This is a genomic window from Mesorhizobium sp. M7A.F.Ca.US.011.01.1.1, from assembly GCF_003998295.1.
Taxonomy (GTDB): domain Bacteria; phylum Pseudomonadota; class Alphaproteobacteria; order Rhizobiales; family Rhizobiaceae; genus Mesorhizobium.
The window spans coordinates 1-12,879 of sequence record NZ_RZRT01000001.1 but is presented as its reverse complement, the minus strand read 5'-3'; the positions used below and the strand labels follow the sequence as shown (position 1 = coordinate 12,879).

12 protein-coding genes are annotated in these 12,879 nt (G+C 62.5%); 9 read left to right on the top strand and 3 right to left on the bottom strand.

Annotation, left to right across the window (positions count from 1 at the left end):
• Positions 1-3: 3 nt before the first annotated feature.
• Positions 4-1,257, bottom strand: a complete 1,254-nt coding sequence (gene tyrS / locus EOA13_RS00060; RefSeq protein WP_127288658.1) for a tyrosine--tRNA ligase — start codon at positions 1,255-1,257, stop codon at positions 4-6.
• A 287-nt stretch (positions 1,258-1,544) separates the two neighbouring features.
• Here tyrS and EOA13_RS00055 point away from each other — a divergent pair, with 287 nt between their 5' ends.
• Together EOA13_RS00055 and EOA13_RS00050 are read left to right on the top strand one after the other, a co-directional pair.
• Positions 1,545-3,188 (top strand): glycosyltransferase family 39 protein, encoded by a 1,644-nt coding sequence (locus EOA13_RS00055; RefSeq protein ID WP_127288656.1) that lies wholly within the window; start codon positions 1,545-1,547, stop codon positions 3,186-3,188.
• A 63-nt stretch (positions 3,189-3,251) separates the two neighbouring features.
• Positions 3,252-4,082 carry a phosphatase PAP2 family protein gene (locus EOA13_RS00050; protein ID WP_127288654.1) on the top strand — a complete coding sequence of 277 codons (831 nt, stop codon included), beginning with the start codon at positions 3,252-3,254 and terminating at the stop codon, positions 4,080-4,082.
• 11 nt (positions 4,083-4,093) lie between these two features.
• Here the strand turns inward: EOA13_RS00050 and EOA13_RS00045 are convergent, their stop codons facing one another.
• A complete protein-coding gene (locus EOA13_RS00045) occupies positions 4,094-4,744 on the bottom strand; it encodes an FMN-binding negative transcriptional regulator (RefSeq protein WP_127288652.1) in 651 nt (216 codons plus the stop codon).
• A gap of 21 nt (positions 4,745-4,765) precedes the next feature.
• Positions 4,766-5,440 carry an alpha/beta hydrolase gene (locus EOA13_RS00040; protein WP_023669128.1) on the bottom strand — a complete coding sequence of 225 codons (675 nt, stop codon included), beginning with the start codon at positions 5,438-5,440 and terminating at the stop codon, positions 4,766-4,768.
• 235 nt (positions 5,441-5,675) lie between these two features.
• Between EOA13_RS00040 and EOA13_RS00035 the strand changes: the two genes are divergently transcribed.
• The 7 genes from EOA13_RS00035 (at position 5,676) to sufA (ending at position 12,770) form a co-directional block, all read left to right on the top strand.
• Positions 5,676-6,839, top strand: a complete 1,164-nt coding sequence (locus EOA13_RS00035; protein ID WP_127288650.1) for a cysteine desulfurase family protein — start codon at positions 5,676-5,678, stop codon at positions 6,837-6,839.
• A gap of 188 nt (positions 6,840-7,027) precedes the next feature.
• Positions 7,028-8,545 carry a Fe-S cluster assembly protein SufB gene (gene sufB, locus EOA13_RS00030; RefSeq protein ID WP_127288648.1) on the top strand — a complete coding sequence of 506 codons (1,518 nt, stop codon included), beginning with the start codon at positions 7,028-7,030 and terminating at the stop codon, positions 8,543-8,545.
• 27 nt (positions 8,546-8,572) lie between these two features.
• Positions 8,573-9,328 carry a Fe-S cluster assembly ATPase SufC gene (gene sufC / locus EOA13_RS00025; RefSeq protein WP_127288646.1) on the top strand — a complete coding sequence of 252 codons (756 nt, stop codon included), beginning with the start codon at positions 8,573-8,575 and terminating at the stop codon, positions 9,326-9,328.
• Positions 9,329-9,353: 25 nt separating this feature from the next.
• A complete protein-coding gene (sufD, locus tag EOA13_RS00020; RefSeq protein WP_127288644.1) occupies positions 9,354-10,622 on the top strand; it encodes a Fe-S cluster assembly protein SufD in 1,269 nt (422 codons plus the stop codon).
• Between the two features lie 5 nt (positions 10,623-10,627).
• On the top strand, positions 10,628-11,872 hold the full coding sequence (locus EOA13_RS00015; protein WP_127288642.1) for a cysteine desulfurase: 1,245 nt from the start codon (positions 10,628-10,630) through the stop codon (positions 11,870-11,872).
• A 21-nt stretch (positions 11,873-11,893) separates the two neighbouring features.
• On the top strand, positions 11,894-12,286 hold the full coding sequence (locus tag EOA13_RS00010) for an SUF system Fe-S cluster assembly protein (RefSeq protein WP_127288640.1): 393 nt from the start codon (positions 11,894-11,896) through the stop codon (positions 12,284-12,286).
• 103 nt (positions 12,287-12,389) lie between these two features.
• Complete coding sequence (gene sufA / locus EOA13_RS00005) at positions 12,390-12,770, top strand: Fe-S cluster assembly scaffold SufA (RefSeq protein WP_127288638.1); 381 nt, start codon at positions 12,390-12,392, stop codon at positions 12,768-12,770.
• The last annotated feature ends 109 nt before the right edge of the window (positions 12,771-12,879 follow it).

Here is a 12,879-nt window from a genome sequence, read left to right as displayed (position 1 = left end):
AGTTCAGGCAGGTCGGACCAGAATGTGTTTTTTCTTTCCCAGAGAAAGTTTTACGACGTTTTCCGGACTCAAATCCTGAGGAGTCACCAGGCGGCGCTCGTCGCTCACCGGCTCGTCGTTCAGGCGCACGGCACCGCCCTGCACATGCCGCCGCGCTTCGCCGTTCGATGCCGCCAGTCCGGCAGTGACCAGCAGCGACAGGATACCGACCCCGGCTTCGAGCACGGCCTTGTCAACCTCGACGGTCGGCAACGATTCGGCGAGCGCGCCTTCCTCGAACGTCTTGCGCGCCGTATCGCTGGCTTGCTCGGCGGCTGCACGGCCGTGCAGCAGGGCGGTGATCTCGGTGGCGAGGATCTTCTTGGCCTCATTGATCTCGGATCCGCCGAGCCGTTCGAGCCGCGCCACCTCGTCCAGCGGCAGCGTCGTGTAGAGCTTCAGGAAGCGGGCGACGTCGGCATCCTCGGTGTTGCGCCAATACTGCCAGAATTCGTAGGGGCTCAGCATCTCCGCATCGAGCCAGACTGCGCCCGAAGCCGACTTGCCCATCTTGGCGCCCGACGAGGTGGTGAGCAGCGGCGTCGTCAGCGCATAGAGCTGCGCGTCCTCCATGCGGCGGCCGAGATCGATGCCGTTGATGATGTTGCCCCACTGGTCGGAGCCGCCCATCTGCAGGCGGCAGCCGAGACGCTTGTAGAGCTCGACGAAATCATAGGCCTGCAGGATCATGTAGTTGAATTCGAGGAACGACAGCGACTGCTCGCGATCGAGCCGCAGCTTGACGGAATCGAACGCCAGCATGCGGTTGACGGAAAAGTGACGGCCGACGTCGCGCAGGAAATTGACGTAGTTGATCTCCATCAGCCAGTCGGCGTTGTTGACCATGATGGCGTCGTTCGGACCGCTGCCGAATTTGAGGTAGGGCATGAAGTTGCGGCGGATGCCGGCTAGATTGTCTTCGATGTCCTGCGGGGTCAAAAGCTTGCGCGCCTCGTCCTTGAAGGACGGGTCGCCGATCATCGAGGTGCCGCCGCCCATCAGCGCGATCGGCCGGTGACCGGTCTGCTGCAGCCAGTGCAGCATCATGATCTGGATCAGCGAGCCGGCGTGCAGGCTCTTGGCGGTGGCGTCGAAGCCGATATAGGCCGTCACCGTTTCCTTGGCGAAGATATTGTCGAGACCGGCATCATCCGAAGTCTGGTGGATGAAACCGCGCTCGCTCATCGTGCGCAGGAAATCGGATTTGAAGGCGGACATTGTTTCTTTCCCGAAAGCGCCCGGCCAGCGTGGCTCGGGTGTGCATGAACGCGGGCGTTTAGCATCCAAGCGCGATCAGCAAAAGTGGTTTCCGGTTTTGCGTCTGATCGCGCTTCAACAAAGAACTCGCGATCAGCAAAAGTGGTTTCCGGTTTTGCGGCCCGCGCGGATGGCGTTTGCGAATCCTTGCTTCGTCGTTTGGGCTGGCGTATTGAGGCGCCGCGCAGGGCAGGGCCTGAGGCGCCGCGACGGGGCCATCCCGCAGATCAGATCCGGAAAGCTCCGCGATGAACAGGAACTATCTCTTTCTCTTTCTGTTCAGCGTGCTGATGACGTTCAGCGGACTGGCGAGCCTTCCACCCATCGACCGCGACGAATCCCGTTTTGTCCAGGCCACGAAGCAGATGGTCGAAACCTCCGACTATGTCGACATCCGTTTTCAGGATGCCTCGCGCTACAAGAAGCCGATCGGCATCTACTGGCTGCAATCGGCGGCCGTGGCGCTGAGCGGCGAGGGGGCGGCGGCGCCGATCTGGGTCTACCGCCTCGTCTCCATGCTTGGCGTTGCCTTGGCCGTCGTCGGCATCGCCTGGACGGGCACCAAGCTGTTCGGGGCCAATGCCGGTCTCGCCGCCGGCCTGATGATGGCGGCGATCTTCGCCACAGCCTTCGAGGGCCGTGACGCCAAGACCGACGCCATGCTGCTGGCCTGCTGCGTGGCGGCGCAAGGCGCACTCGCCCAGATCTATCTGGCATCGCGCCGCAACGAACCGGTAGCCGCCCACCTGCCGTGGATATTCTGGGCCGCTCAAGGCCTTGGAATCCTTATCAAGGGGCCGGTGGCTCCGCTGCTGTCGGTGCTGACGGTCGCCGCCCTGTTTGCCTTCGAGCGCGACTGGCGCTGGCTCCTGAAGCTGAAGCTCGTGCGCGGTGTCGCCCTGGTGCTGCTCATCGTGCTGCCCTGGGTCGCCCTCATCACCTGGAAGAGCGGCGGCGCGTTCCTCAGTGATGCCGTCGGCAAGGACATGATGGCCAAGGTCGCCTCGGGCGAGGAATCGCACGGCCTGCCGCCGGGCTTCTACATGCTGACCTATTCCTTGTTCATGTGGCCGTTCGGTCTGATCGCGGTCGGCGCCGGGCTGCAGGCCCTCAACCGTCTGCGTGACGATCCGCGGCTGCGTTTCTGCCTCGCCTGGTACATTCCGTTCTGGCTGGTGTTCGAGCTGATCCCGACCAAGCTGCCGCACTATGTCCTGCCGGCCTATCCCGGCATGGCGCTGCTGATCGGCTGGCTGCTGACCTTGCCGCCGCAGGAGGCGAATGCGCCGCTCAGGCGCTGGCAGGACTGGTTGTGGTGGTCGACCGCATTCGGTCTTGCCGTGGTCAGCCTTGGCCTGGCGGCGGTCTGCGTCGGAGCGCCGATCTATCTCACCGGCGCCTTCTCCTGGTGGAGCATTCCGGCAGCCGCGGCAGCACTGGGGGCGGGCTACCTTGCCTTCTCGCGGGAGTTGCAGGTTCCGCTTCCTCGCATCGGCGCCGTCGCGGCTTGCGCGGGCATCACCTATGGGCTGTTGTTCGGCGTCATCGCGCCTTCGCTGAGGCCGATCTGGCTGAGCCCGGCGATCGAGGCGGCGTTCCAGGCCAACAGGCCTTGCGACACCACGGTGCTCGCTTCGGCGGAATATCACGAGCCGAGCCTGGTGTTCCTGGTCGGCACCAAGACCGTCCTGACCGATGTCGATGGCGTCGCCAAGCATCTGCTCGGCGATCCTGCCTGCGCCCTGGCGCTGGCGCAGGTCGGTGACGAGCAGAAACTGAATGGGTTGCTGGCGGCGCAAGGCAAGTCGGCGAACCGCGTTGCCGAGGTCGACGGCCTCAACTATTCATCGGGAGACAAGCTGTCGCTCGGCCTCTATCGTGTAACCCAGTGACGGGGTGTAACCAAGTGACGGCTCGCCGATGCCCATGACGGCAACAATGGGGTCGAATTTCCTATGCTGGTGAAATCACGCCCGCCCGTTTCGAGCCTGCTCCTTGGGGTAGGGCGCCGGTCGCTCGACAATTTTCGCGATACGATGCAGATCGCCAAAAGCCGCCTTGCCACCCGTCCGGCCAGATACCCGAACGTTTTGTGGTCGGTCTGGGTGCTGGTCTGGATTTTGCTGACGGCGGCGGCGTTTGTTCGTCTCGACACCCCGGCCGGAATGCTTCACGGTAAGTGGTCGGCGGGATTTGCCCGGACTGCCGACTTTTTCACCCAGTTCGGCCTGGGTGGCTGGTATCTCATTCCGTCAGTGCTTCTGCTTGTCGCCGCGAACCTGACGGATTGGCGAAGCCTCTCCCGGCGCTCGCTGATGCTGCTCTACAACTGGACCTGCCTGGCTTTTCTGGTGCTGTGCGCCACCGGCCTGTCGGGGCTCGCCGTCAATGTGCTGAAATATGCCATCGGCCGGGCTCGCCCGCTCTATTTCGAGGACTTTGGCGTGCTTACCCTGCACCCCTTCGCCTTCGATGCGCGCTTCGCCGGCTTTCCATCCGGCCATGGCACGACGATGGGCGCGGTGTTCGGGGTCGCTTTGCTGTTGTTTCCGCGGCGCTGGTACATCGCCCTGGCGATCACCGCCTGCATCGCCTCGACCCGTATCTTCGTTGGCGCGCACTATCCCAGCGACACCGTCGCCGGCTTCGGCCTCGGCTGCGCCTTCGCGCTTGCCTGTGGGCTGGTCTTTGCCCGGCTCGGCTTCATCTTTCGTCCGATGCCGTCGGGACTGCCGGTCTGCAAGAGGACGTTTCGGCTGATCGGACCGACAAGGAAGGCTGCCTGAGCATTCGAAGTTCAGTTGCCGTCCAGCCCGCCATAGGATCTGACCAGGCCGGCCATGCCGGGCGATTGGTGGTCTTCGCTTTCGAGCCCTTGGGCAACGCCGACGCGATCGGCGACCGGCCGGTTCTGGCTGACCTTCCACTTGCCGTGGATTTCGCTGATCTCGATTTCCAGCCCGATAATGCCTTTGATCTGCGACTGGATGAACGGCTCCGGCGCGTCGGTCACTGCCCAGGGCGCTTGGCGAGCGCCTTCCTGCGACGCCGTCAGATCGGCGATCTGCTGCGCCAGCCAGTCCTGATCATCCATCACCTTGACGGTGCCGCGAACCTGCACGATGGCATAATTCCAGGTCGGCACCACCTTGCCGGTCTCGCGCTTGGTCTCGTACCAGGACGGCGTCACATAGGCATCGCTGCCCTGGAAGACGATCAGCACAGGTGATGCCGGGTTGTCGGCCAGCAGGCGCCATTGCGGGTTGGCCCGCGCCAGATGGGCGCGCAGCCTGCCGTTCGGCCCGATTTCGGCGTCGAGCAGGAACGGGATGGCGTTGGCGACCGGCCCCTCGGGTCCGTTGGAAACCAACAGGCCCAGCGGATGCGTCCGGATCAGCCCGTGCAGGATTTCCGGCCGCGTTTCCCTGAAATGAGGAGGCTCGTACATCGCCGTCCGTTCTTTCCTTGTCTATCTCAGCCGCTTCGGGCGCGGATCCGACAATTCGCCGGCCAGCCGGCGGTCGAGATAGTCGGCGCATTCCTCGAGCAGCAGGTCGGCATCGTTGGCGAAGAAATGGTTGGCGCCGGGCAACGTCTTTTGCGTGATGGTGATGCCCTTCTGCGTGTGCAGTTTGTCGACCAGGCCCTGCACATCCTTCGGCGGCGCGACCTTGTCGGCATCGCCATGGATGATCAGGCCCGATGACGGGCAGGGCGCCAGGAACGAGAAATCATAGGTGTTGGGCTGCGGCGCGATCGAGATGAAGCCTTCGATCTCCGGCCGGCGCATCAGAAGCTGCATCCCGATCCAGGAGCCGAAGGAGTAGCCGGCGACCCAGCAGCTCTTGGAATCGGGATGCAGCGACTGCACCCAATCCAGCGCCGCGGCGGCATCCGACAACTCGCCGGTGCCGTGGTCGAACTCGCCCTGACTGCGGCCGATGCCGCGGAAATTGAAGCGCAGCGTGGTGAAATCCCGCTTCTGGAACATGTAGAAGAGGTCGTAGACGATCTTGTTGTTCATCGTGCCGCCGAATTGCGGATGCGGGTGCAGGACGATGGCAATCGGCGCGCTTTTTTCCTTGGAAGGCTGATAGCGACCCTCCAGGCGGCCGGCAGGACCGGTGAAAATGACCTCAGGCATAAAATACTCCACTTGGTAATACGAACGCGCGGTGCCTGGAACGTTTCCTCTGGCCTTGACGCAGGGCGAGCGTCTTCTTAGAAGCTAGTTTAGAATTGTTCAAAACTGGGTGGCAAGACATTGAGCCGGCCACCCGCGCCGCAAGCCGCGTAAATAGGACGGCTCGCCTTGGAATTTCAAGGAAATAACGCCATACGACATCGGAATGGCTTCTGACGGGACTTGACGGACGAAAATGGCCGCAAAACGCGCCTATCTCGATTATAATGCCAGTGCGCCGCTGCTTGCCGCGGCCCGCGAGGCTATGGTCGCGGCCCTTGACGTCGCGGCCAACCCGTCATCGGTTCACGCCGAGGGGCGTGCGGCCCGCCGCCTGATCGAAACCGCCAGGCGTGACGTGGCGGCGCTCGTCAACGCCAAGGCGGAGCATGTCGTGTTCACCTCCGGTGCCACGGAAGCCGCCTCGACGCTGCTGTCACCCGACTGGCAGATGGGGCGCGGCACGGTGCGCATGAGCCGGCTTTATGTGTCCGAGGCCGACCACCCCTGCCTGTTGAACGGCGGACGGTTCCCGGCAGCGCAGGTGACGCGGATCGGCGTCGACGCCAACGGCATCGCCGATCTCGGCGCCTTGGCGTCGGCGCTCGGCGGTCATGACAAGAGCGAAGGCCTGCCGCTGGTCGCCATCCACGCCGCCAACAACGAAACCGGCGTCATCCAGCCGATCGATCGCATCGCCGGGATCGTCAAGGCGGCGGGCGGTATCCTCGTTGTCGACTCCGTGCAGGCCGCGGGGCGTGTTCCGATCGATCTATCAACAGGTTACGCCGATTATCTGATTCTGTCCTCGCACAAGATCGGTGGCCCCAAGGGCGTCGGCGCCATCGTCGCAGCTTCGGATTTGATGATGCCGAAGCCGTTGATCAATGGCGGCGGCCAGGAGAAGGGCCATCGCGGCGGCACCGAAAACCTCGCTGCCATTGCCGGTTTTGGCGCGGCCGCCCGCGAGGCCCTTGCCGGATTGTCGGCCATGGATGCGGTGCGCCAGCGCCGCGACGAGATCGAGGCCATCGTCAAATCGCTGGTGCCGGACGCGGAAATCTTCGGAACCGGTGCGCCAAGGCTTGCCAATACGGCATTCTTCGCTATTGCAGGCGTCAAAGCCGAAACCGCGCAGATCGCCTTCGATCTGGCCAGTGTAGCGCTGTCGGCCGGCTCTGCCTGTTCGTCTGGCAAGGTCGGACCGAGCCATGTGCTGAAAGCCATGGGATACGGCGACAGTCTCGGCGCCTTGCGGGTGTCCATCGGACCGGCGACCGGCGCGGAAGACATCGAGTTGTTTCGCGTTGCGCTGACGGGAATCGCTGCACGCAGGGCGGATAGGGAAAAGGCCGCGTGAGCGGTTGGACAATTTCGGGCCTTTCGGCCTGGTAGAGCCGTGCGTTTCATGCTGGCCGGGTGAATTTCCGGTCGAGACGCACTATATGAAACTTACGCTGCCGCGACCGCTTCTTCGGCGTTCATTTTTGGCGGTGCCATAGTTTGAAAACTGTCGGGCCTTGACCCCGGCGTGGATGGAGAACGCATATGCCTGCTGTGCAGGACACGATCGATCGGGTCCGAAGGATCGACGTCGACCAATACAAATACGGGTTCCAGACTGAAATCGCTGTCGATAAGGCCCCCAAGGGCCTCAGCGAAGACATCATCCGTTTCATTTCGGCCAAGAAGGACGAACCGTCCTGGATGCTGGAATGGCGTCTGGAAGCGTATGGCCGCTGGCTGACGCTTGACGAGCCGACCTGGGCGCGCGTCCACTATCCGAAGATCGATTTCCAGGACATCTACTTCTACGCCGCGCCCAAGAGTACGCCCGGTCCGTCATCGCTCAGCGACGTCGATCCCGAACTCTTGAAGGTCTACGAGAAGCTCGGCATTCCGCTGCGGGAGCAGGAAATCCTCGCCGGTGTGCAGAAGACCGATGCCTCGGAGCTCGAGGAGGTCAGCGATAATGTCTACAAATCGGGCCGCGTCGCTGTCGACGCCGTGTTCGATTCCGTCTCCGTCGTCACCACCTTCAAGAAGGAACTGGCGCAGGCCGGCGTCATCTTCTGCTCGATCTCGGAAGCCATCCGCGAGCATCCGGAGCTGGTGAAGAAATATCTCGGTTCGGTCGTGCCGACCTCCGACAATTACTACGCCACGCTGAATTCGGCTGTGTTCACCGACGGCTCGTTCGTCTTCGTGCCCAAGGGCGTGCGCTGCCCGATGGAGCTGTCGACCTATTTCCGCATGAACGAGAAGAACACCGGCCAGTTCGAGCGCACACTGATCATCGCCGAGGAGGGGGCTTACGTCTCCTATCTCGAGGGCTGCACGGCGCCGCAGCGCGACGAGAACCAATTGCACGCGGCGGTCGTCGAGCTGGTGGCGCTCGACGATGCCGAGATCAAATATTCGACGGTGCAGAACTGGTATCCCGGCGACGCCGAGGGCAAGGGCGGCATCTACAACTTCGTCACCAAGCGCGGCGACTGCCGCGGCCATCGCTCCAAGATTTCGTGGACGCAGGTGGAGACCGGCTCGGCCATCACCTGGAAATATCCGAGTTGCATCCTGCGTGGCGACGATTCCCAAGGCGAATTCTATTCGATCGCCGTGTCGAACGGCTACCAGCAGGTCGATAGCGGCACCAAGATGATCCATCTCGGCAAGAACACGTCGAGCCGCATCATCTCCAAGGGCATCGCCGCCGGCTTCTCGCAGAACACCTATCGCGGCCAGGTCTCGGCGCATCGCAAAGCGACCAACGCCCGCAATTTCACCAACTGCGACTCGCTGCTGATCGGCGACCAGTGCGGCGCGCACACCGTGCCTTACATGGAAGCCAAGAATTCGACGGCGCAGTTCGAGCACGAGGCGACGACGTCGAAGATTTCCGAGGACCAGAAATTCTACGTCATGCAGCGCGGCATCCCGGAAGAGGAAGCGATCGCGCTGATCGTCAACGGCTTCGTCAAGGATGTCATCCAGCAACTGCCGATGGAATTCGCCGTCGAGGCGCAGAAGCTGATCGGCATCTCGCTTGAGGGCTCGGTCGGCTGACCGGATATATATTCAGGAAACGAAAAAATGCTTGAAATCAGAAACCTGCATGCCCGCATCGTCGATGACGGCACCGAAATCATCCGCGGCTTGAACCTGACGGTGCAAGCCGGCGAGGTCGCCGCGATCATGGGGCCGAACGGCTCGGGCAAATCGACGCTGTCCTACATCCTCGCCGGCCGCGAGGACTATGAAGTGACCGAAGGCGACATCCTCTACAACGGCCAGTCGATCCTCGAAATGGATCCGGCCGAGCGCGCAACGTCAGGCATTTTCCTCGCCTTCCAGTATCCGATGGAGATACCGGGCGTCGCGACCATGGAATTCCTGAAAGTGGCGATGAACGAGCAGCGCAAGGCGCGTGGCGAGGAGCCGCTGAAGATCCCGGAATTTTTGAAGCGGGTGAAGGAAGCCGCCGCCTCGCTCAGCATGGACATGGCGATGCTCAAGCGGCCGCTCAATGTCGGCTTCTCCGGCGGCGAGAAGAAGCGCGCCGAGATCCTGCAGATGAAGCTGCTGGAGCCGAAATTGTGCGTGCTCGACGAGACCGATTCCGGCCTCGACATCGATGCGCTGAAGATCGTGTCCGACGGCGTCAACGCGCTGCGGGCGCCGGACCGGGCGTTCCTGGTCATCACCCATTACCAGCGCCTGCTTGAGCACATCGTGCCCGACACCGTGCACGTGCTCTACAAGGGCCAGGTCATCAAGTCAGGCGACAAGTCGCTGGCGCTCGATTTGGAAGCCAATGGCTATGCCGGCGTGATCGGCGAAGCAGCGTGAGATGCCAGAGGGCAAGGTCAAACTAATGAATATGCACGCACAGCCCCAGCGGACACCGGCCGAAACAGCGTTGATCGACGCGTTCGGCGACCGATTGTCGCTGCTGCCGGGCGACGGCGCGGTGATGCTGAAGCGCGACGACGCCATCGAGACGATCAAGCACGGCCTGCCGACGCGGCGCGTCGAATCCTGGCACTATACCGACCTGCGCCGGTTGCTGAATACCGTGCCGGACTTCGACCCGGCCGCCATGGCTAAAGCCATCGCACCGATCGTCGAGGGTTCTGCCGTGGTGTCGATCCTGAACGGCAAGTCCGACGCGAAGGTGCCTGTCCTCGAAGGCGTCACCTTCCAGCGCCTTTCGGAAAAGCTGATCGACGGCAGCATCGCACCGGGGCTCGATCCCTATGGCAGCGACGACGCCATCGGCGCGCTGAACACGGCTTTCGTCGCCGATGGTTATTTCATCGATATTGCCGATGGGACGAAGCTGGAAAAGCCGATCGAACTGCAGAACCTGCAGGCCGGCGGCCAGACGCATGTGCGCCTGCCCGTGCGCGTCGGCGCCGGCGCCAAGGCCGTCATCGTCGAACGGCAGACGGGTGATGGCGCTGCCTTGAGCAGCTCGGTCAGTCAGATCGTGCTCAACGAGGGCGCCGAGGTAACGTGGCTGGTCGTCCAGGAGCAGCCGGAAACGGCGACGCATCTGGCGCAGTTCAAGGCCCATATCGGCAAGAATGCGAAACTGACGCTGTTCGTCATGAACGCCGGCGGCAAGCTCGTGCGCCAGGAGATCATGGTCAGGACGACTGGCGAAGGCGCCGATTTCAAGCTTCGCGGCATCAACCTGCTGGCCGGCGACACCCACACAGACGTGACCATGGTGCTCGACCACGCCGTGCCGCACACGACCTCTACGGAAGTGATCCGCAATGTGGTGACGGGCAAGGCGCGCGGTGTGTTCCAGGGCCGCATCAACGTCCATCAATATGCGCAGAAGACCAACGCCAAGATGGCCTGCAACACGCTGCTGCTGTCGGACGATGGCGAGTTCTCGACCAAGCCCGAGCTTGAAATCTTCGCCGACGATGTGATTTGCGGCCACGGCGCGACGGTTACCGAAATCGACCACGACCATCTGTTCTACCTGATGGCGCGCGGCGTCGACGAGAAAAGCGCGCGGGGGTTGCTCGTGAAGGCCTTCGTCGCGGAGGTGATCGAGGAACTGGACGACGAGGCGATTGTCGAGGCGCTGGAAGCACGGCTCGACGGCTGGTTCGTGGCACACGGGTGACCCTGATGAACGCTCCAGGCAAGATCGGAGATTTCTACGACGTCGAAGCGATCCGCCGCGATTTCCCGATCCTGTCGCGGGAAGTCTATGGCAAGCCGCTGGTCTATCTCGACAATGGCGCCTCGGCACAGAAGCCGCAGGCGGTGCTCGACGCCATCCAGCACGCCTATTCCCAGGAATATGCCAACGTCCATCGCGGCCTGCATTTCCTCTCCAATGCGGCGACCGACGCCTACGAAAAGGCCCGTGAGACGGTGCGCCGCTTCCTCAACGCGCCAAGCACCGACAACATCGTCTTCACCTCGAACACGACTTCGGCCATCAACACGGTCGCCTATGGCTATGGCATGCCCAACATCGGCGAGGGCGACGAGATCGTGCTGTCGATCATGGAGCACCATTCCAATATCGTGCCATGGCATTTCATCCGCGAGCGGCAGGGCGCGAAACTGGTCTGGGTGCCGGTCGACGATCTCGGCGTCTTCCACATCGAGGAATTCGAGAAGCGCCTGACCGACCGCACCAAGCTGATCGCCATCACGCAGATGTCGAATGCGCTGGGCACGGTGACGCCGATCAAGGAAATCGTGCGCATTGCGCATGCGCGTGGAATTCCCGTCCTTGTAGACGGCAGCCAGAGCGCCGTGCATATGCCGATCGATGTGCAGGATCTCGACTGCGACTTCTTCGTCTTCACCGGCCACAAGGTCTATGGCCCCTCGGGAATCGGCGTTCTCTACGGCAAGAAGGACATTCTCCAGGGCATGCGCCCCTTCATGGGCGGTGGCGAGATGATCGAGGAGGTGACGGAAGACATCGTCACCTACAACGAGCCGCCGCACCGTTTCGAAGCCGGCACGCCGCCGATCGTCCAGGCGATCGGGCTGGGTGCTGCATTGGACTATATGGAATCGGTCGGCCGCGAGCGCATCGCCGCGCATGAGGAAGATCTCAAGAATTACGCGCATGAGCGGCTGCGCGCCATTAATTCGCTGCGCATCTTCGGCGATGCGCCCGGCAAGGGCGCCATCATCTCGTTCGAGCTGCAAGGCATTCATGCGCATGACGTGTCGATGGTGATAGACAGGCAGGGCGTTGCAGTGCGCGCGGGCACGCATTGCGCCCAGCCGCTGTTGAAACGCTTCGGCGTAACCTCCACATGCAGGGCATCGTTCGGCATGTATAATACCAGGGCCGAAGTCGACGCTTTGGCCGAGGCGCTTGAAAAAGCGCGCAAATTCTTCGGATGATGATTTTTTTGGGTGACGACCATGGATGATGCAAGCATCGCTGCCGAGACCATTCCGGAAACAGCGCCCAATGCGCTGGTTTCGGGATCGGCCATTCCAGCCGACGAGCTGGCGCGGCTGACCGACGACATCGTTTCGGCGCTGAAGACCGTCTACGATCCGGAAATCCCAGCCGATATCTATGAACTCGGCCTGATCTACAAGATCGAAATCGAGGACGACCGGTCGGTCAAGATCGACATGACCCTGACCGCTCCCGGCTGCCCGGTCGCCGGCGAAATGCCCGGCTGGGTGGAGAATGCCGTCGGCGCCGTCGAAGGCGTGTCCGGCGTCGAGGTCAACATGACTTTCGACCCGCCATGGTCGGCCGACCGCATGTCGGAAGAGGCGCAGGTGGCGGTGGGTTGGTACTAGCGCGACAGAGGCTGGTGCACTTGCGCCAGGGATAAAACTTCACCATTTTAGGTGAGGAATCATTCGGCAGGCCTTGAACCTGCATGGAATGGAAGGAAAACGAATGGGACGCTTCGCCGTCATCACGATGACCGAAAAGGCCGCCGACCGGGTGCGCGAGATTGTCGCCACCCGCGACAGCGCGCACGGCATCCGCCTCGGCATCAAGAAGGGCGGCTGCGCCGGGATGGAATATACGGTCGATCTGGTGACCGAGCCCAACACCAAGGACGACCATATCGAGCGCGATGGCGCGCATGTCTATGTGGCGCCTGAGGCAGCGCTATTTCTGTTCGGCACCGAGATGGATTTCGAGCAGACGACGCTGCGCACCGGCTTCACATTCCGCAATCCGAATCAGAGTTCGGCCTGCGGTTGCGGCGAATCCGTCGAACTCAAGCCGGCCGACCTGAAGGCGCTGGCAGAAGCACGCGCCTCGGCCTGATCTTCCAGCCCCGTAAGCGGCAGGGGTGATCGCATATGACTGGCTTGCGCTCTACGAATACCCCCACCCTTAATCCCTCCCCACAAGGGGGAGGGAGACTTGGTAGGCG